Annotated in this window: 19 protein-coding genes; 10 read left to right on the forward strand and 9 right to left on the reverse strand. The window is 67.0% G+C overall.

Features of this window, described 5'->3' with window-relative positions:
• Positions 1–2: 2 nt before the first annotated feature.
• Together NX780_RS10830 and NX780_RS10835 are read right to left on the reverse strand one after the other, a co-directional pair.
• Entirely contained in the window at positions 3–971 is a 969-nt protein-coding gene (locus tag NX780_RS10830) for a lysozyme inhibitor LprI family protein (RefSeq protein ID WP_258827878.1), read from the reverse strand.
• Positions 972–980: 9 nt separating this feature from the next.
• On the reverse strand, positions 981–1928 hold the full coding sequence (locus tag NX780_RS10835; protein WP_258827879.1) for a N5-glutamine methyltransferase family protein: 948 nt from the start codon (positions 1926–1928) through the stop codon (positions 981–983).
• Between the two features lie 173 nt (positions 1929–2101).
• On the opposite strand from NX780_RS10835, the gene NX780_RS10840 reads away from it, so the two are divergent.
• From NX780_RS10840 to NX780_RS10855, 4 genes are all read left to right on the forward strand, one after another.
• Positions 2102–2287, forward strand: a complete 186-nt coding sequence (locus tag NX780_RS10840; protein ID WP_258827880.1) for a hypothetical protein — start codon at positions 2102–2104, stop codon at positions 2285–2287.
• Between the two features lie 25 nt (positions 2288–2312).
• Positions 2313–3191 (forward strand): KPN_02809 family neutral zinc metallopeptidase, encoded by an 879-nt coding sequence (gene ypfJ / locus NX780_RS10845; RefSeq protein WP_258827881.1) that lies wholly within the window; start codon positions 2313–2315, stop codon positions 3189–3191.
• Positions 3192–3369: 178 nt separating this feature from the next.
• The gene (locus NX780_RS10850) at positions 3370–4554 is read left to right on the forward strand and encodes a zinc-dependent alcohol dehydrogenase (protein WP_258827882.1); all 1185 of its coding nucleotides are present in this window, start codon (positions 3370–3372) and stop codon (positions 4552–4554) included.
• Positions 4555–4563: 9 nt separating this feature from the next.
• Positions 4564–5154: a hypothetical protein gene (locus tag NX780_RS10855; RefSeq protein ID WP_258827883.1), complete on the forward strand. Its 591-nt coding sequence runs from the start codon at positions 4564–4566 to the stop codon at positions 5152–5154.
• On the opposite strand, the gene NX780_RS10860 is transcribed toward NX780_RS10855, so the two are convergent.
• The gene (locus NX780_RS10860) at positions 5145–6380 is read right to left on the reverse strand and encodes a PepSY-associated TM helix domain-containing protein (RefSeq protein WP_258827884.1); all 1236 of its coding nucleotides are present in this window, start codon (positions 6378–6380) and stop codon (positions 5145–5147) included. The genes NX780_RS10855 and NX780_RS10860 overlap by 10 nt on opposite strands.
• A 114-nt stretch (positions 6381–6494) precedes the next feature.
• On the opposite strand from NX780_RS10860, the gene NX780_RS10865 reads away from it, so the two are divergent.
• Positions 6495–8624, forward strand: coding sequence for a TonB-dependent receptor (locus NX780_RS10865; protein ID WP_258827885.1), 2130 nt, complete (start codon positions 6495–6497; stop codon positions 8622–8624).
• A gap of 130 nt (positions 8625–8754) precedes the next feature.
• The gene (locus NX780_RS10870) at positions 8755–10530 is read left to right on the forward strand and encodes a M4 family metallopeptidase (protein ID WP_258827886.1); all 1776 of its coding nucleotides are present in this window, start codon (positions 8755–8757) and stop codon (positions 10528–10530) included.
• A 115-nt stretch (positions 10531–10645) separates the two neighbouring features.
• Here the strand turns inward: NX780_RS10870 and NX780_RS10875 are convergent, their stop codons facing one another.
• Together NX780_RS10875 and NX780_RS10880 are read right to left on the reverse strand one after the other, a co-directional pair.
• Positions 10646–11377: a M23 family metallopeptidase gene (locus tag NX780_RS10875; RefSeq protein ID WP_258827887.1), complete on the reverse strand. Its 732-nt coding sequence runs from the start codon at positions 11375–11377 to the stop codon at positions 10646–10648.
• 49 nt (positions 11378–11426) lie between these two features.
• Entirely contained in the window at positions 11427–12407 is a 981-nt protein-coding gene (locus NX780_RS10880; RefSeq protein WP_258827888.1) for a L,D-transpeptidase family protein, read from the reverse strand.
• A 113-nt stretch (positions 12408–12520) separates the two neighbouring features.
• Between NX780_RS10880 and NX780_RS10885 the strand changes: the two genes are divergently transcribed.
• The gene (locus NX780_RS10885) at positions 12521–12817 is read left to right on the forward strand and encodes a 2Fe-2S iron-sulfur cluster-binding protein (RefSeq protein WP_258827889.1); all 297 of its coding nucleotides are present in this window, start codon (positions 12521–12523) and stop codon (positions 12815–12817) included.
• Here the strand turns inward: NX780_RS10885 and NX780_RS10890 are convergent.
• The gene (locus NX780_RS10890) at positions 12810–13154 is read right to left on the reverse strand and encodes a serine hydrolase family protein (protein ID WP_307732781.1); all 345 of its coding nucleotides are present in this window, start codon (positions 13152–13154) and stop codon (positions 12810–12812) included. The genes NX780_RS10885 and NX780_RS10890 overlap by 8 nt on opposite strands.
• Before the next feature lie 810 nt (positions 13155–13964).
• Positions 13965–14870, reverse strand: a complete 906-nt coding sequence (locus NX780_RS10895; protein ID WP_258828029.1) for an alpha/beta hydrolase — start codon at positions 14868–14870, stop codon at positions 13965–13967.
• A gap of 138 nt (positions 14871–15008) precedes the next feature.
• Here NX780_RS10895 and NX780_RS10900 point away from each other — a divergent pair, with 138 nt between their 5' ends.
• Positions 15009–15191 (forward strand): hypothetical protein, encoded by a 183-nt coding sequence (locus NX780_RS10900; RefSeq protein ID WP_258827890.1) that lies wholly within the window; start codon positions 15009–15011, stop codon positions 15189–15191.
• Positions 15192–15202: 11 nt separating this feature from the next.
• Positions 15203–15370 (forward strand): hypothetical protein, encoded by a 168-nt coding sequence (locus NX780_RS10905; protein WP_258827891.1) that lies wholly within the window; start codon positions 15203–15205, stop codon positions 15368–15370.
• 67 nt (positions 15371–15437) lie between these two features.
• Here NX780_RS10905 and NX780_RS10910 read toward each other — a convergent pair whose 3' ends face one another.
• Entirely contained in the window at positions 15438–15623 is a 186-nt protein-coding gene (locus NX780_RS10910; RefSeq protein ID WP_258827892.1) for a hypothetical protein, read from the reverse strand.
• Positions 15624–15956: 333 nt separating this feature from the next.
• Here NX780_RS10910 and NX780_RS10915 point away from each other — a divergent pair, with 333 nt between their 5' ends.
• Positions 15957–16331 (forward strand): hypothetical protein, encoded by a 375-nt coding sequence (locus tag NX780_RS10915; RefSeq protein ID WP_258827893.1) that lies wholly within the window; start codon positions 15957–15959, stop codon positions 16329–16331.
• 44 nt (positions 16332–16375) lie between these two features.
• On the opposite strand, the gene NX780_RS10920 is transcribed toward NX780_RS10915, so the two are convergent.
• Entirely contained in the window at positions 16376–16591 is a 216-nt protein-coding gene (locus NX780_RS10920) for a hypothetical protein (RefSeq protein WP_258827894.1), read from the reverse strand.
• Between the last annotated feature and the right edge of the window lie 204 nt (positions 16592–16795).

Consider the following 16795-nt stretch of genomic DNA (forward strand, 5'->3'; position numbering starts at 1 on the left):
CGCTAGCGCAGTTGTTCGTGCAAGCCCTCGAGCATCGCGATGCGCTTGCGCGTGGACCACGCGCGCCAGGCGTTCGGCGCCACCTGTGGGTACTTGACCTTGCCGAAGGCGATCCAGGCGTCGCGGTAGGCCAGCCAGGCGCGCTGGGTCCGCTGGATGCCCTCGAAGCGAATGGTGCCGAAGCGCGGCTCCGGCAGGGCCTTCAGTTGCCGGTAGACGGCATTGAGCCGCGCGTCCAGACGGGCGAACTCGGCATCACTGTCGCGCGGTAGTGCTCCCTTCTCGAAGGCGGCGACCGCAAGCCGGAAGTCCTCGCGCTGGCGGGCCTCTTCCTCGATCGTGAAGGCGGCGCGCGCCGTGCCGCTCAGGTCGACCTCTTCCACGCTGCGCAGGTCGAAGAAAGCGCTCGCGCGGTTCTCCAGGCTGGAGAAGGCCTGCTTTTCCCGGGCGCTCCAGGGCGAAGTCAAGTTCGCGAAACCGGCGCCGCGTTTCTGCTCCTTGAGCTGGTTCGCGACCGAGGCGCACCAGCCGCCCATATAGCCGCTGGTGGCGTCGTCGCAGACGTCGATCGGCCCTTTGCTCCTGCCCGCTTCCATCTCGGCCAGGTGTTCCAGCCGGCCCGCGACTTCCGCCGGCGCGCCGCCCGCTTCGCAGGCCGCCTTGCGTGCGAGGGTGAAGTCGCGCGCCACGCCCTGGCCGTTCGCATAGAGCATCATCAGGACGCCGCGGTCCTCGCGGAAAGGCTGGTCGTTGCCCGAAGCAGCGAGGGCGCACTGCCTGGCGAGCGCATGATCGACGGGCATGCCGATCCCGTAGTACAGCTTGACTGCGGAGCAGCCGGCCAGCCCGCCCGGTTCGGCAGCCGGATAGACCGTCTTGCCCAATGCCTGGCACTGGGCTTCGTAGGAGGGCGCGGCGAGGGCGCCGCCGCACAGGGAGAACAGCAGGAAGGCGAGGGATGCGCGTGTCATGCCCGCATTCTAGCGCCGGATCGCATGCAGCCATACCGCCGCGATCCGCTCCACGTCCTCGTAGCCAGGCTCGCCCAGCTGGCCGCCGAAGATGTCCGGATCGAGCTCGTCGTAGCTCCACTGGTCGCACAGGGCGTCCAGCTTCGGCTTGATCGCGTCGAGGAACTGGTCATGGGCGCCGGTGATCGCCACGCCCGTGTACAGCATCAGGCTGCCGCCGCGGCGCAGGCGCGCCAGGCTTTCCTCGACGATGCGCACCGACAGCTCGGCGCCGTGCATGCCGCCGCCGTGGCGGTAGGGCAGTTCGCTTGGATCGAGCACATAGGGCGGGTTCGAGACCACCAGGTCGAAGTCGCCTTCCACGCCGTCGAACAGGTCGCTGCGGGCGGCCGTGAAGTTGTCCAGGCCCGCCAGGCGCGCGTTCACGATGCTCAGGGCCAGGGCGCGGGTATTGATGTCGGCCCCCACCACCTCGGCGTGCGGGAAAGCCTTCGCGATGGCGAGCGCACCCGCGCCCCCGCCGCAGCCGATGTCGATCGCCCGCGAGGGGCCCGAGCCCAGCCAGGGAAAGGCGCGCGCCATGGTGCCCACGAAGCGGTAGGTGTCGGGGCCGAAGAACACCGAGTCATCGTCGTCCGTGGGGTAGGCCGAGTGGAACACCAGCAGTTCATCGTGATAGACGGGCAGGGTCGAGGCGCGCAGCGCAGAGCGCCACAGCTGGCCGTCGCGCTCCAGGATGCGGGCTTCACGCATCAGGTCCAGCAGCTCCGGCGCCACGTCGCTTTCCGCGAAGGGCCGGCTCCAGCCGAAGATGCCGCGCAGGTCGGCGGCGCGCTCGTTTCCCGGCCGGCGGTTGATGCGGCGATGGGTCGATGGGGTCACCGTCATGCAGCGGTAACCGTGTTCGCGTAGATAATGGCCGAGCGCGAGCAGGGCGGTGGCGTGGGAAGTCGTCATGCTGCTAGGGTCGCACGCAGCGCCCCCGCTCACTGTGCGCCAGCGAACCATGGATGTGCAGCTTGGTAGCTGGAAATTTCCGGCGCTATGTGAATATTCGAACATACCGAAGACCGGGGCACGACCATACTGGCTTCGACAGCAGTCCATATAAAACAAGGGGGGAGAGCACCATGTCGAACACGGACGGCGGGAATGGCGCATCTGGGCGCATCGCCCGCGAACTCGAGCGCGAACGGCAGGAGCGCGCATTGCACGACGAGGCGCGCGCCCACCTGGACGCGCAGGACGAATTCCGCACCAAGGATGCGCGCGAGCGCATGGACATCACGACGCTGAAGCGTCCGCCCGGACGCTGAGGAGCACGAAGGAGGAGGGCAGGCCATGAAATGGGAAGGCGATCGACAGAGCGACAACGTGGAAGACCGCCGCGGCGGTGGCGGCGGCTTCGGAGGATTCGGTGGACGCACGGTCGGCATCGGCACCCTGGTCATCGCCCTGGTCGGCGGCGCCATCTTCGGCGTCGATCCCGGCACCATCCTGGCCCTGCTGGGCGGAGGCGGCGGGCCGGTTCCGGTGCAACAGGCGCCCGGTGGTGGCTCCCAACGCGCACCCGCGAACGACCGCGAAACCCAGTTCGTGCGCACCACACTGGCCTATACCGAGGACGCCTGGTCGCAGATCTTCGCCAGCCAGGGCGCGCAATACCGGCCGGCGCGCCTGGTGCTGTTCGAGAACGCCACCAATACCGGTTGCGGCACGGGCCGCAGCGCCACCGGTCCCTTCTATTGCCCGGCCGACAGCACCGTCTACATCGACCTGGGCTTCTTCCGCCTGATGCAGCAGCGCTTCAACGTCGCCGGCGAATTCGCCCAGGCCTACGTCATCGCCCACGAAGTCGGCCACCACGTGCAGAACCTGCTCGGCGTGTCCGACCAGGTGCACAACGCCCGGCAGCGCACCTCCGAGCGCGAAGGCAATGCCCTGTCGGTGCGCCTGGAACTGCAGGCCGACTGCTTCGCCGGCGTCTGGGCCAACCGCACCAACCAGCGCGAGCAGATCCTGGAAGCGGGCGACGTGGAAACCGCGCTGGCCGCGGCGACCGCGATCGGCGACGACGCCCTGCAGCGCCAGTCCCAGGGCACGGTGGTGCCGGACTCCTTCACCCACGGCAGCTCGGCCCAGCGGGTGCGCTGGTTCACCCGCGGCCTGGAGAGCGGCCAGGTCGAGCAGTGCAATACCTTCGAGGCGCGCCAACTGTAGGCGCTGTTGTAGGACTGGGCGCCGCAGGGGCTCCACATCGGGGAAAACCCGGTAAAAAGGCCCCGTACGTTTCCGTGCGCGTATCGCCTTCCATGGTTTTTTGACATAACGTTTCCACGTCAGCCCGCCTTTCATGGCGGGCGCCCTTTGTATAACGTTGTGAAACCGAGGAGGAGCTATGCTGGCAATGAACTACCGCGGGCCATACCGTGTCCGTGCCGAACACAAGCCCGACCCCGTCATCGAGCACCCGGGCGACGCCATCGTGCGCGTCACCCGTTCCTGCATCTGCGGATCGGACCTGCACCTGTACCATGGCCTGGTGCCCGACACCCGCGTCGGCCACACCTTCGGCCACGAGTTCATCGGCGTGGTGGAAGAGGTCGGCTCCGGAGTCCAGCACCTGAAGGTCGGCCAGAAGGTGCTGGTGCCGTTCAACCTGTTCTGCGGATCCTGCTTCTTCTGCGACCGCGAGCTGTACGGAAATTGCCACAACACGAATCCGCAGGCCACCGCCGTGGGCGGCATCTACGGCTACTCGCACACGGCGGGCGGCTACGACGGCGGCCAGGCCGAACTCGTGCGCGTGCCGATGGCCGACGTCGGCCCGATGGTGATCCCCGACGACATCCATGACGACGACGCCGTGCTGCTCACCGATGCGGTGCCGACCGGCTACCAGGCGGCCGAGATGGGGGACATCAAGGAGGGCGACACGGTGGTCGTGTTCGGCGCCGGCCCGGTGGGCATCTTCGCCGCCAAATCGGCCTGGCTGATGGGGGCGGGGCGCGTGATCGTGGTCGACCACGTCGAATACCGCCTCGAGTTCGTCAAGCGCTACGCCCAATGCGAGGTGGTCAACTTCAAGGAAGTGCAGGACATGGCCCTGCACATCAAGAAGATGACCGACTGGCTGGGCGCCGACGTCTGCATCGACGCGGTCGGCTGCGAAGCCTCGGGCAGCGCCATGCAGACGATCACCGGCCGCTGGACCATGATGCAGGCCGGCGCCGCCACCGTGCTGCACTGGTGCATCAACTCGGTGCGCAAGGGTGGCAACGTCTCGATCGTCGGCGTGTATGGCCCGACCTTCAACGCGGTCCCGATCGGCAACGCCCTGAACAAGGGCCTGACCCTGCGCATGAACCAGGCCAGCGTCAAGCGCCACCTGCCGCGCCTGATCGAGCACATCCGCGCAGGACGCCTGAATCCCAAGGAAATCATCACCCACCGCGTCCCGCTGGAAGAGGTGTCGGATGCCTATCACATCTTCTCGGGCAAACTCGACAACTGCATCAAGACCATCCTGATTCCGCCCAACGCGAACCAGGTGAAAGCGGTCTCGGCCAGCGCACTGCATTGAGGAGCGAACATGGAAGCACGTACCGACGTCACTGAACACAAGCACCACCACCACGGCCACGACCACATCCAGCAACACCCCGGCCAGGGCCAGCTCGCGCCGCACCGACCGACGCGCCAGGAGCTACAGCACATCAACGGCTGGGGCGCCGACCTCGACCGCAAGGACCGCCCCGCCGTGCCGATGGAGCGCACTCCGCCGCGCTTCATTCACCAGCCGGAAGGCGAGCTCCCGCAGCAGCCCGAAAGAGTGGAAGTGCTGGTGTCCCCCGAGCGCCCGGGCATCACCCAGCTGTTCGGCACCGCGCAGCCGCCATCCGGGCTGTCGGGCATGATCCGGCGCCTGGCTTTCAAGTCCACCGAGAACGACCTCCGCCACTGGCTGCTCCTGCTGCTGGCCGACCGCGTCAACGTGGTCGAAGGCATCGCCGACGACCTGGCGCACGGCCACATTCCCAACATCCTGGGCGAGATGGGCATCAAGGCCGAGCTCAAGCACAACCCGGCGGGGCTGGCCAAGAAGGCCCTGATCACCACGGCGGTGGTGGGCGCGGCCTGGTACCTGCTCAAGCGCAGGGACGAGGACCGTTATTACCGCTGAGCGGTCCGCTGCAGGGCCGGGGCGGCCGGCGCCGGCGCGCGCTGCGCCACGGCCTTGCCCGCTGGCGCACGCTTGGCCGGTTTACGCCGGAACTTGAGCCACACGACGATGCCGGTGATGAAGAAGGCCAGCGGCGTGAGCCCCACGATGCTGATCAGGATGCGGCCCGCCAGGCCGAAGGCTTCGCCGGTGTGCAGCGGGTACAAGGTGCTCACGAACCAGTCGCCGCCGCGTGCGGCCAAGGGGTCGACGGTGCGCAGCACGGCGCCATTGCCGGCGTCGACGCTGACGCGGGTGGCGCCCGGGCCGTGGCGCAGTTCGCCCGGCTGGCGCACCCGCACTTCATAAGGCTGTTCCGGCTTGCCCGGAATGCCGATGCGCGAGACCCGCCCAGCCGGATAGCGCGCCTGCGCCGCGGCCATCGCCTGGCCGGCATCGATGCGCGCAGCCGATTCGCTGTCCGCGTTCACCGCTTTCTCGTTCTTGCTCAAGGGCGCGACCGCCCCGATGGCGGGCTTGACCCAGTCCGGCATATTGAAATACACCCCAGAAAAGGCCAGCACCAGCAGCACCGGCGCCGTATAGAAGCCGGCCGCGCGGTGCAGCTGGAAGCTGAATTTTGCCCAGTTGCCGCCGCGCCTGATCGTGATCGCATGCCAAAAGGCTGACAAGGTCATCTTCGGCCACCACACCACGATGCCCGTCAGCGCCAGCAGCGCCAGCGCCACGCCCTGCACCGCGATGATCACCTTGCCCGCATCGCCCGCCATCAGGTAGCGGTGCAGGTGGAACAGCGTCGGCATCAGGAGGGGCCGCGACAGGCCCGCTTCGCCCCAGTTGCGCTCGCCCAGCACGGCCAGGTTGGCCGGGTCTACCATGACCTGGCGCGTCACGCCCTGTTCCCAGTTCGAGGCCGGCTTCGCGGGCCGGTACCAGGCCACGTAGACGTCGCCGTGCACTTCCGGCAGGAAGAGGGTATCGGGGCGCCCGTAGGCCGGATCCTTCGCCAGGCGCGCCGCGACGGCGGACACCTCCGACGGCGCCGGCCTTGCCGCTTCGCCAGCAACCATGCCGGGCGGCGGGGCCACCGACAGCAGGCCCGGATTGAGCCAGGCGTCGAGCTCGTGGCGCCAGCCGATGACGGTGCCCGTCAGGCCCTGCAGGACGAGAATGGTGCCGAAGACGAGGCCGGCCCAGAGGTGGATGGTGCGGATGAGCGGTTTCATGGGCGGCATGATAACCCGAAATGAGAACTATTCCCATTGCGTAATGACATGAGAATCGTTATCATTTCGTATCTTACAATCCAGAAAGTGCTTTTCCCGATGATGCGCAAGTCGATGTCGATGAAACCCCTCGCGGCCGCGGTCGCACTGGCCTGTATCAGCCTGCCGGCCCTTGCATGGCAGGAGCCGGAGCAAAAAGAAGAGGCGGAAATGAACTCGGTGGTCGTGACCGCCACCCGCACCGCCAAGGCCGTCGACAAGATCCCGGGCGCGGTGTCCGTCATCACCCAGCAGGAGCTGGCGACGCAGTACCTGATCGCCGACGACCCCTCGCAGGCCCTGGCCACCTATGTGCCGGGCTATGCGCCGAGCCGCCAGAAGATGACCTCGACCGGCGAATCGCTGCGCGGCCGCCAGCCGCTGATCCTCTTCGACGGCATCCCGCAATCGAACCCGCTGCGCGCCGGCATGCGCGAAGGCTATTTTGCCGACAGCGCCATCATCGAACGCATCGAAGTCATCAACGGCGCCTCGGCCATGCAGGGCATGGGCGCCACCGGCGGCATCATCAACTACATCACCAAGACCCCGCGCACCCCGGGCACCAGCTATACGGTGAATGCGCGCCTGGCCAGCCAGTTCGAGTCCGACAGCCTGGACTGGAAGACCGGCCTGACGGTCAGCCACAAGTCCGAGGCCTTCGACATGCTGGCCTACGCCAGCGTGCAGCGCCGCGGCATGGGCTACGACGGCAGCGGCCGGCGCCTGGGCATCGACAACGTGCAGGGCGACACCCTCGATTCGCACGGCAACGACCTCTTCGTGAAAATCGGCAAGAGCTTCGGCGACCAGCGCCTGCAGGTGAGCCTGAACCGCTTCGACCTCAGCGGCGACGGCGACTACCGCAACGCCCCCGGCGTGGTGGCCCAGGGCGTGCCGACCAGCTCGGAGCCGGGCACCCCGGTCGGCATGACGCCGCGCAACCGCGTGAGGAGCGGCAGCATCGACTACCGCCACGCGGCGCTGTTCGGCGGCGCGCTGACGGCCCAGGTCTTCACCCACGATTTCGAGTCGCTCTACGGCGCCACCAACACCTCGACCTTCCAGGACCGCAGCATCGCGCCGGTCGGCACCCTCTACGACCAGTCCGAGGTGGTGGCCGACAAGCTGGGCAGCCGCATCACCTGGGTGCGCCCGGACTTCTTGGCGCAGGGCCTGGAGCTGACCGCCGGCGTCGACTGGCTGAAGGACCACACCCAGCAGCGCCTGGCCGGTACCAACCGCACCTGGGTGCCGGAGCTGAAGTTCCGCTCGCTCGCCCCCTTCCTGCAGCTCGAGTACGAGATCGGCCCGGTGACCGTGCGCGGCGGCGTGCGCCATGAGAACGCCACCCTCGACGTCGACACCTACACCACCCTGGCCGCCTACGGCAGCCGCCGCGTGGAAGGCGGCTCGGCCGAGTTCTCGAAATCGGTGAAGAACATCGGCGCCGTCTGGCGCTTCCTGCCCGGCTGGTCGGCCTTCGCCGCCAGCTCCGAAGGCTTCGGCCTGCCGGACGCGGGACTCGTGCTGCGCGGCGTGAACGTGCCGAACCAGTCGGTCTCGAGCCTCATCAGCCTGCAGCCCATCGTCACCCGCAATAATGAGGTCGGCGTCAACTGGCGCGGCGCCAAGGGGCAGTTCGGCCTGTCGCGCTACGATTCGCGCTCCAAGCTCGGCAGCGTGATCCGCATCACGTCGGCGGGCATCGGCCTGGTCGAGCGCGTGCCGACCACGGTCAAGGGCTGGGAAGCGAACGCCGAGTGGCGCTTGATGCGTGACTGGAGCGTGTTCGGCACCTGGGCCACCACCGACGGCAAGACCGCCGCCACCCAGGGCGCGCCGATGGACCTGGACCTGGGCGCCCGCTCGCAGGGTCCGGACAAGGCGGTGCTGGGCGCCAACTGGCGCCTGCGTCCCCAGGCCCAGCTGCGCCTGCAGGCCAGCCACCTGCGCGACCGCGACATCAATATCGGCCGCCGCGTCGGCACCAGCAATCTGGAAGAGCATTTCAAGGGCTACACGCTGGCGGACGCCGCGCTCACCTGGGACAGCGCCTACGGACGCTTCGGCCTGAGCATCGAGAACCTGTTCGACAAGCAGTACGTCGGCTACTACTCGCAGTCCGCGTCCGCCGTCGACCCGACCGCCACCTATGCCGGCCGCGGGCGCACCTTTGCGCTCAGCTGGACGCGCAGCCTGTAAGGCGGGGCAGGGCTGCGTCCACCTCTCCGGTGCGAGCAATTGCGCCGGAGCAAATCGTTTCTGCTGAGCTCGTCCACACTGTCCGATGCGCGGTCCATTCCAGGGCCGCGCTTTCACGGACGGAGACGAGATGAGCCCGCACACCACCTTCCCGGCAGCACTGCTTGCAGCCCTGCTGCTCGCGCCCCTGGCCACCCAGGCGGCGCCCATGATGAGCCCGCCGACGACGCTGAGCGCCAAGGCGAAGTCCTCCGTCCTCGCCCAGTTGGCGGCGCAGCGCCAGGCCAAGGGCCTGGATGCCGACCACTACTACCGCATCACGTCCCAGCATCCCGGCGTCGACGGCACCCAGGTGCTGCGCGCCGCCCATACCTGGAAGGGGCTGCGCATCTTCGGCTCCGACTCCGTCATCGTGCTCGACGCCCAGGCCAAGGTGTTGTCCGAGACGGCATCGGAACGCCGCCAGCACATCGGCACGGGCAATGCCAACCGCCTGGGGGCACTCACCGCCAGTTTCAGCGTCCAGCCGCAGATCAATGCCAGGGCGGCCATTGCCGCCTCGCTGGCGACCCTGCCCGCGGGCGCCACGCATGTGGTCAAGCCCAAGGCCGAACTCCTGATCTGGCCGGTGATGCGCATGCAGCGCGTGGTCGGCGCCGGCGCCAAGGCGGAAGAAGAACTGAATGCGCTGGACGTGGAGGACGTGGTCGAGCGCTACGAACTGGCCTACCTGGTCCGCACCCGCATGCGCCAGGGCGAGCAGCCCATCTACCACGACACGATCGTCAGCGCCGTTGATGCCGCGGTACTGGAGCGCTGGAGCATGCTGCAGACCGTGATCGGGGTCGGGAAGAGCCAGTACAACGGCGAAGTGCCGCTCAGCACCACCCTGAGGGACGGCCAGTACCTCCTGCTCGACCCGGAGCGCGGCAAGGGCGGCACCTTCGGCGCCATGGCCATCACCAATGCCAATCATGGCAGCAGTGCGGGCAAGGTCTACACCAATGCCACCAATATCTGGGGCGACGGCAAGCAGTACGTCGAGGGCGGCAGCACGACGGGACCGAACGGCCAGACGGCGGCCGTAAACGCCATGTGGGGATTGAAAAACACCTACGACGCGCTGAAGAACGTGTTCGGCTGGCTCTCGCTCGACGGACGCGACACCTCCACCTACATCGCCGCCCACGTCGGCCGCGGCTACGACAACGCTTATTACAGCGACACCTGCCGCTGCATGTTCATCGGCGACGGCACCTATTTCACCAGCCTCGGCGCGATCGACGTGATCGGCCACGAGATGGGGCACGGCGTCACGGCGGCCACCTCGGACCTCGTCTACTCCGGCGAATCCGGCGGCCTGAACGAATCGGCATCGGACATCAACGGCGAGATCGTGGAGGCCTATGCCCGCGCCGGCGGCAAGGGCGAGACCTTCCCGGAAGAGGGCAACGACTGGCAACTGGGCACCGAGATCAGCCGCAACGCCACGCCCCTGCGCTGGATGGTCAGGCCGAGCAAGGACGGCAACAGCCCCGATGCCTGGAGCAGCTCGCTGCGCCGGCTCGACGTGCACTACAGCAGCGGGCCGAACAACCGCATGTTCTACTTCCTGGCCAAGGGATCGCGCGCCGACGCCGCGGGCGACTACTACAGCAAATACCTGGTGAAGCAGCCGCAGGCCATGACCGGCATCGGCGTCGACAAGGCCTACCGCATCTGGTTCCGCGCCAACACCACCAAGTTCACCTCCAGCACGAACTACGCGGACGCACGCGCCAAGATGATCCTGGCGGCGGAAGAACTGTACGGCAAGGACAGCCGCGAATCGATCGCCGTCCAGCGCGCCTACGCAGCCATCAACGTCGGCGCGGACGTCGACGAGCCGTCCCGCGAAGACAACTAGCCTCACCACCTAACCCCGGGTGTCAGGTCTGACAAACGGACACGAGCTCAAGCATGAAGGCTGTTTAGTGCTGAGCTCGTGTCTGAATGTCAGACCTGACACCGAAGAAAACTGGTCATTGGGGGACCGTGTCCGCCATCATCGGGAAGGGATTGACCGGCGTTCCCTTCCACCATTTTTTCTCGGGCGTGAGCTCGAACATGGCGAAGTGCAGGTGGGGTGCGTTCGGGTCGGAGTTGCCGGTTACGCCGACATAGCCGAGCACCTGGCCGCGCTTGAGGTCCATGCCTTCCTTGATGCCCTCGGCGTAGCGGTCCAGGTGGGCGTAATAGTAGGCGTAGCGGCCGCTGGGGTCGAACTGGTAGAGGGTGGTGCCGCCTGGTTTGCTATCGAATAGCTTCTCCACCTTGCCGTCGGCCACCGCCAGCACCGGCGTGCCTTTCGCCGCCATGATGTCGAGGGCTTCGTGCTGGCGCTGCTTGCCGCGCGGCTGGTCGTAGGTGTCGGTCAGGTTCGCCGTTTTGATGCCCTGTACCGGCACCAGCAGCTTGCCCGTGCCGGCTGCGGCTGCGGCTGCGGCGATGTCGGCCGGGGCCGGCGGCGCATCGGCCGCCGGCAGGTCTTGCGAGGGACGCAGCGGCAGGTCGAGGGTGGAGAGATCGGCCTCGACCAGCGGCGCGTCCGGCAATTTCCCTTCGATCTGGGCGGCCGGCACGCCCGGGGACCCGGCCGGCGGCGGCGCCGCCGCCACGCTTGGGGCGGGCTCGTCGGGCACCGCGCGCAACAAGAGGAACAGGGCGCCGGCGCCGAACAGCACGCCGAGCAGGAAGGTCATGATCGATCGCATCGCATCCTCCGTCAGCTCAGGCTCGGGTTCTCAGGTGGTACAGCTCGCTTCAATTCTGCAGCACGACTTCGACGCCGGCCGCGACCGCCGCCGCGACTTCCGCCGCGCTCCAGTTGGTCAGGCGGATGCAACCGTGCGACTCGGTCTTGCCCACGTGGCCCGGTACCGGGGTGCCGTGGATGCCGTAGTGCTCCTTGGACAGGTCGATCCAGACCACGCCGACCGGATTGTTCGGGCCTGGCTGGACCTTGGCCTTCTTGTCGCCCGGTTCCGCATCCCAGAACAGCTTGGGGTTGTAGTGGTAGACCGGGTTGGCGTGCACGCCGTTGATCTTCCAGGTGCCGACCGGGAGCGGGTCGTTCGAGCTGCCGGTCGAGGCCGGATACTGGGCCAGCAGGGCGCCGCCGGCGTCGTACAGTTGCAGCACCTTGGCCTCGTCCTTGACCACGACCTTGGCCGCGCGCGGTAGCGGCGCCAGGCCGCCCACGTTCGGCACCACGATCTGCTCGCCCGCGCGGTTGAAATTCTTGCCGGGGTTGAGGCGCTCGATCAGGGCCGGGCTGGCGTGGAAGCGCTCGCCCAGGCCTTCCAGCACGCTGGCATAGCCGAGGGCAGGCAGCTTGGCCTTTTCCATCATGTCTTCCGGGATCGGGCGGAAGGGGCCGGCCACGTCGGTATCCAGCAGGGTGTAGTTGGCCAGCGGCGGCGTGTTGTCCTGCAGCAGGGCATTCCAGGTGGCCTCGTCGAGCTTGCCGGTGACCGGCAGCTTGCGCGCGGCCTGGAAGCTGTTCAAGGCCTGGCGCATGTTCGAACCGTAGGCGCCGTCGATCTCGCCCGGCGAGAAGCGGGCGCGGTCGAGCAGCACCTGGGCGTGCAGCAGGCGTTCGAATTCGGCCTGCTTGGCGGCAGCCGGGTCGACCGGCGGCGCGGCCTGCGGCGGCTGTGCGGGAGCGACTTGCTGCGCCTGGGCAAGGGGAAGGGCGCCCAGCAGGGCGGCGAGGAAAATCGGGGCGGTGCGGAGTGTCTTCATTTTGGTTTCCTGCAAACTTACTCTTGGAAACCTCAGCGTAGTAGCCCGGGGTGGCGGGGTCTGTGCGTGAACGAACTCAAGCAATCGAGCCCGGCGGCGCTACAATCGCGGACATGAACCTGCACACCATCGTGCTGCACCCGAGCGGCCTGAGCTTCACCGTGGACAGCGACACCGCGCTCCTCATCGCGGCGGAAAGCGCCGGCATCGAGCTGCCGAGTTCCTGCCGCAACGGCACCTGCCGCACCTGCATCTGCCGCGTGAAGAGCGGGGCGGCCGCCCACCTGATCGCGTGGCCGGGCCTGTCCTTCGACGAGAAAGCCGAGGGCTACATCCTGCCTTGCGTGGCGGTGGCGCGCGGCGACCTCGAGATCGAGGCGCCGCTGGCGCGCCGGATCGAGTTCACCTAGGCGTTTCCTGCATCAGTACCGGCAGGACGTGGGTGGTGAGCAGCTTGTCGCTGTTGGGGTGGGCGCCGCGCATCTGGAAGTTGGTGGTGGTAATCACCACGACCGCATCCTGCTCCGGCAGCACGAAAACCTTGTTCCCGCCCATGCCGGACATGCCGAAGGTCGGCACCTTGCGTTCGCCCAGCTTGAAGGGCTGCAGCCACCACAGGTAGCCGTAGTCGATGTCCTCGCGCGCATTCGCATGCGGCGCGATCGAGCGCTTGATCCAGTCGCGCGAGATCACCTGCCTGCCTTCCCACTTGCCGCCGTTCAGGTAGAGCTGGCCGAGCTTGAGCAGGTCGCGGCTGCAGCTGCCATTTCACGCTGGTGATGCCGAGGGGCTCGAACAGCACTTCGTCCGCGAAGCCGGCCACGCTTCGATTCGTGGCATGCATTTCACGCGCCAGCGAAAATCCAGTGCGCAGGAAGTTGTCGGCTGTACGTAACTGGCCCAAGGGGATGCCGCGCAGTGCAGGCCGGCGTCCAGGCCCCCAGGGTCAAATGAAATGGGCACGAAGCGCCCATGGCCGCTGAGGAAGCGGTTGCGGTGCTCGTGCCCGGTGGTTGCAAATGAAACGTGTTGCCTACCTGCTATATAGGTGCGGGACAGTACCGGCACAAAGTGGGCATCTATCTCCTACCGTTCACTCACCTCTGCTCTGGCGAAGTGGACTACAGTGCTGATGTCGAATACGCCTGCTATCGAAGACGTGTGCAGGTTGCTCAGCGTCCTCTTCCTGCCCCGAGCCGTCCTGCTGACCGTGCTCGTACCTGACAGGCGTAACTTTCCCGCCTGCCGTCGGCGATATGCCAGCGGCAGTGTCTGACGTTGCCGTCAGACTCGCCACGGGTAGCGCCGTTGTCGCTGCGAGAGCGTTGGTGGCGAACCATTTTTACATTGGCAGCTTCTTACTTTTCAGCATGTTGCGCACACTGGTTATCTTGACTTTGCCGCCTGGTTTTCGCGGCGTAGCTGAGTCAGCTCGGTATGTCGGCTGTATTCCAACACGCCCAAGACAAGACCCTAAGTCGTACGCAGAGTTCCGCGTTGCCTGTAGTCCTTCAAGTTCCTATACAAGCAATAGGGAAGGAAGCGGACCGTCATCGCCTACCTGGCTGGCGTCAATCCCAGGGCCCGTTCGATCACGCCCAGGACCTGGGGCCAGGCGGGCGAGCTGGCCGCCACCTCGTCGTAGTGGCTCGCGCCCGGCAGGATCACCACCTCGGCCACGTCGCCCAGCTTGCGCACCCGGGCCGCGTAGTCGTGGGCCACGCGCGGCGGCGAGATCGTATCCAGTTCGCCGGTGACCAGCCAGGTACGGCTGCCGTTCGGCGCCAGCTCTGCCGCGTTGGTGTCCACAAAAACGTCGGGCCGTTCGCGGCTCGGCGTGCCGGCCAGCTCGACGGTATCGCGCCCGCAGCTGGACTTGATCAGGGCCGCCTCGTTGCGCAGGTCGGCCAGGCCGCCGAGGCTGACCACATTGGCCACCGGCAGCGGATTCGCCCGGTAGAGCGGGCTGCTGGCGGGAATCTTCGCGCGGCCGGCCATCCACTGCACCAGCTGGCCGCCGGCCGAGTGGCCGACCGCGACCATGCGATTCAGGTCGAGCTTGCGCGCCGGTGCCTGGCCGGCGAGCAGCTCGAGGGCCGCGTGCATGTCCTGGTAGGTGCCGGGATAGCCGCCGCCCGCCTCGTCGCTGCGGCGGTACTCGACGTTCCACACGGCGATGCCACGCGCCGCCAGGGCGCCCGCCATATTGCGCAGCTGGGTGATGCCGCCGAACTTGCTGGTCCAGCAGCCGCCGTGCACCAGTACCGCGACCGGGAAGGGGCTGCTGCCCTGCGGCAGGAAGAGCTCGGCGTACTGCGAGGGAGCGGGACCGTAGGCGAGGTGGGCGGTCGGAGCGGGGCCGGTCAGGGCGAGATAGTCGTCGAGTGTCATCGGGTTGGCGGCAAGGGCGGCCTGCATGCCGGTGGCGAGCAGGAAGACCGGCAGGAGGCGGCGCAGATTCATGATGGGCAAGAAAAAAGTGGAAATCGCACTATAGCCGAGCTTGGGCCGCCCGAGAACACATGCCGCGCACGATTGAAAGCCGGCCGCTGGCATCCATGCTAGGCTGATACCAACCATGTTCGCACAGGAGGAATGACGATGAGCCAATCGAAATCGGGCGGCAGCCAGACCAACAAGCAGTCGGACAATATGTCGGAAGAAGACCTGGCCAAGCAGCGCGCCGGCAAGACCGAGAAGAGCAGCCACGACCACATGTCGCGCCAGAAGGCGGGCAAGGGCGAGGGGGCGGGTGGCGGCGCCAAGCAGAAGGCGCGCCGCTGAAGAGGCCGGCCATGACGATCACGCCAGCATACCAGCGGCTGCACAGCACGCCGGATCCGGAATCGCCGGACCGCCAGCCGCCTGATCCGAAACCCCCGGTCCCCGACGACGTTCCCGATCCGGTCAATGCGCCGGTCGAGGAGCCCGGCTTCAACGAGCCGCCGATCCGGGCTGACTGAATCTCCCGAAAGATCGAGGCCCCGGCCGCATTGCTGCGACCGGGGCCTTGTGTTTTGCCCGGGCGCGTCAGGCGCCCTGGCGGTCTTGCGTCGTGTCCTTCTGCTGGTTCTTGTCGGGCAGCGGCGGGATCTGGCGTATCATTTCCTCGGTTTCGTGCTGGCCCGGCGACTTTTCGCCGCTGCCGATGTCGGCTTCGTCGTACAGGGGGCGGCCGTGCGCCGCGGGATCGACTTTGCGAGTCGGGTCATTCATTGCTGTGCTCCGGTGGGTTGTCGATGTCCCCCGATCCTAGCAGGGCTACCCCGCATCCGGCGCGCGCCTGCCCTGGAGCAAGGCTGGAGTCGATGCGCGTCATGGCGCCGACATGGGCGCGGCCTAGAATGGTCGGATTCCCCTTCACGCACGGAGCGCACCATGGGCCATACCCTGTACAACACCATTCGCCTGGGGCGCGGCTCGCGTCGCCGAGCCCGCCTGGCGCTGGCCTGCGCTCTGGCGGCCGGCGGGCTTGCCTGGCTGGCCTTGCGTTGACCTGGCCTCGCGCGCCCGGTAACATGGCGCGCCTTGGTCGATGTGAAAGCAGGAATGAAGAACGAAGAACTGACGACGGACGAATACGACGCCCTCGAACTGGTCCGCCGCGGCGTAAAGCGCGACAATCCAGGCGCCTGCGTCGGGCGCAACCTCAAGAAACTGTCGGGTCTGAAGATGATGCAGGTGATGCGCGACGGACGCATCGTGCTGACGGAGAAGGGGCAGCAGCTGCTGTTCCTGCGCCGCTGCGTGCAGACCATGAAGGCCCTGGCAGCCGACCCGATGGCGCCGGTCGACGCCGACGTGGGCCGCTTCCTGAGCATCAAATCGCACATCGTGCCCGTGGAAGGCGGCGGCCATGCCCTCACCGAGAAGGGCCGCGAGTCGCTGGAAGACATCCAGCGCAACGAACGGGAACGCCGCTAGGCGTCCCCGAATGCAAGCCGGACCGCGCGTCCGGCTTCGCTTCTTCAGTTTGCCCGGCGGCGGTTCGGGTAAACCAGCACCCGCACGGCCACTTCGGCCGGCACGTTCATCGTCGCAAGGAATTCGGCTGCGCGCTGCAGGCCCAGGGTCGGCACGGAGGCCACCGCCTGGTTGATCAGGTCGCGGGTGCGGGTGTCGAGGCGCTTGTGGCGCACCTTGTCGGCCGCAGGAGCCAGCTCACCCATTTCATTCATCATCATAAATATCCGTATGTCCAAGATTGCAAAAGAGACACGGCTATTTTAAAGCTAACAATATTGAAATGGCCATAAATAAATGGCTTCCTAGTAGTTTTGCTAGAGAAATTTCGAGTTAATTGGGATTTTTGGGTTGCGTAGGGTGGACGGGTTCCCCGTCCGCGCGTTCAACTCCCGCGTGGAGGATGCAGCGCATGCAAATCATGC

Source organism: Massilia agri, from assembly GCF_024753255.1.
GTDB classification, from domain to species: domain Bacteria; phylum Pseudomonadota; class Gammaproteobacteria; order Burkholderiales; family Burkholderiaceae_D; genus Telluria; species Telluria agri.